Genomic DNA, 1,711 nt, shown 5'->3' with positions numbered 1-1,711 from the left:
GTCGCCAACGCGGACGGCTCCGTCAACGCCTTCGCCAACAACGGCGGCGACGGATACGGCGGCTGGAACGACCTGGGCCGCATCGCCACCGGCGCCTAAGACCGACCGTCCACGAACTCCGCAAAAGGGCCCGACGTTTCATGAAGCGCACCACAACACTCGGGCTGGCCATCCTGACCGGACTGGCAAGCCTCGCCCTCAACACCCCTGCCTCGCTCGCCACCACCCGTCCGCTTCCGCTCGCCGCCGCCCAACCGGCCCGTCCGCCCCTGCGGGTGATGCCCCTGGGCGACTCGATTACGGCCGGCTCGGGAAGCTCCACTCATGCGGGCTACCGCCTGCCGCTGTGGAACCTCCTCGCGGGCCAGTCCCGCTACACGATCGACTACGTCGGCTCCCAGAATTCGACCGGCGTTGCCGATCCCGACAACGAAGGTCACAGCGGGGCACGGATCAGCGACATCCGATCCTCGATCGATGGATGGCTGAACGCGGCCAGCCCCGACGTCGTGCTGCTCCACATCGGGATCAACGACCTCGACCGCGACCCCGATCCGGACAAGCAGCGGGCCGCTGCCCGCGCCGCCACCGCGTTCGCCGATCTGGCCGCGCGGATCTTCAACGATCGGCCTGGCGTCACCGTGCTCGTCCAAGGGTTGATCCCCACCACCGGAAATCTGCAGGAGGCCGCACAGAGCTACAACGCGAGGATCAAGGCACTGCCGTACGGGCAGCTGGCCGGAAAGAAGCTCCGATACCTGGAACCGCCGGCCTTGGTGCCCGCAGCGGAGATGGCCGACCGCCTGCACCCCAACGACTTGGGATACCAGCACATGGCCGGAGTCTTCGACAACGGGCTGGAGCGGGCCTTCGACGACGGCCTGCTGCAACGTCCCCATGCGTCGCGGGCGGGTTCGGAGGCGGGTTCGGGCCGAGTGCGCTGGGCGGACTTCGACGGGGACGGCCGGGCTGACTATGTCATCGTCAACGGGGACGGTTCGGTTCGGGTGTACCTGAACCGGGGTGGGGACGGGCGTGGTGGTTGGCAGGATCTCGGCCAGGTCGCGACCGGTGTGACCAGTGACCCGAGCCGGGTGCGGTTCGCGGACTTCAATGCGGATGGCCGGGCCGACTACATCACCGTCAACGGCAACGGCTCGGTCAACGTCTTTCTGAACGAGGGTGGGGACGGGCGTGGTGGTTGGCAGGATCTCGGCCAGGTCGCGACCGGTGTGACCAGTGACCCGAGCCAGGTGAGGTTCGCGGACTTCGACGGGGACGGCCGGGCCGACTACAACGTGATCGACTCCAGTGGGGCCGTTCACACCTACCTCAACCGCGGGGGTGACACCTCGGGGGGTTGGGTGGACGACGGTCGGACCGCCACCGGTCTGACGGCCGACCGCAGCCGGGTGCGGTTGGCGGACATGAACGGCGATGGCAAGGCCGACTACAACGTCATCAACCCCGACGGCTCGCTCACCACGTTCGTCAACATCGGTGGTGACGGTCACGGCGGGTGGGTCAGCCTCGGACAACTGGCGACCGGCGTCACCACCAACCAGAACGCCGTCACTCTGACCGACGTCACCGGTGAGGGGCTTGCCGACTACCTCGTCGCCAACGCGGACGGCTCCGTCAACGCCTTCGCCAACAACGGCGGCGACGGATACGGCGGCTGGAACGACCTGGGCCGCATCGCCACCGGCGC

At 68.2% G+C, this 1,711-nt stretch carries 1 protein-coding gene; it reads left to right on the top strand.

The window, feature by feature from the left end; genetic code table 11:
* Nucleotides 1-140: 140 nt before the first annotated feature.
* The coding region (locus ABZ885_RS40630) for an FG-GAP-like repeat-containing protein (RefSeq protein WP_360200161.1) at nucleotides 141-1,711 on the top strand (1,571 nt) is incomplete at its 3' end.

This window comes from Kitasatospora sp. NPDC047058 (assembly GCF_040643935.1).
In the GTDB taxonomy this organism is placed as follows: Bacteria; Actinomycetota; Actinomycetes; order Streptomycetales; family Streptomycetaceae; genus Kitasatospora.
The sequence above is the reverse complement of the archived record's forward strand: the minus strand, read 5'-3'. Positions and strand labels throughout refer to the sequence as shown.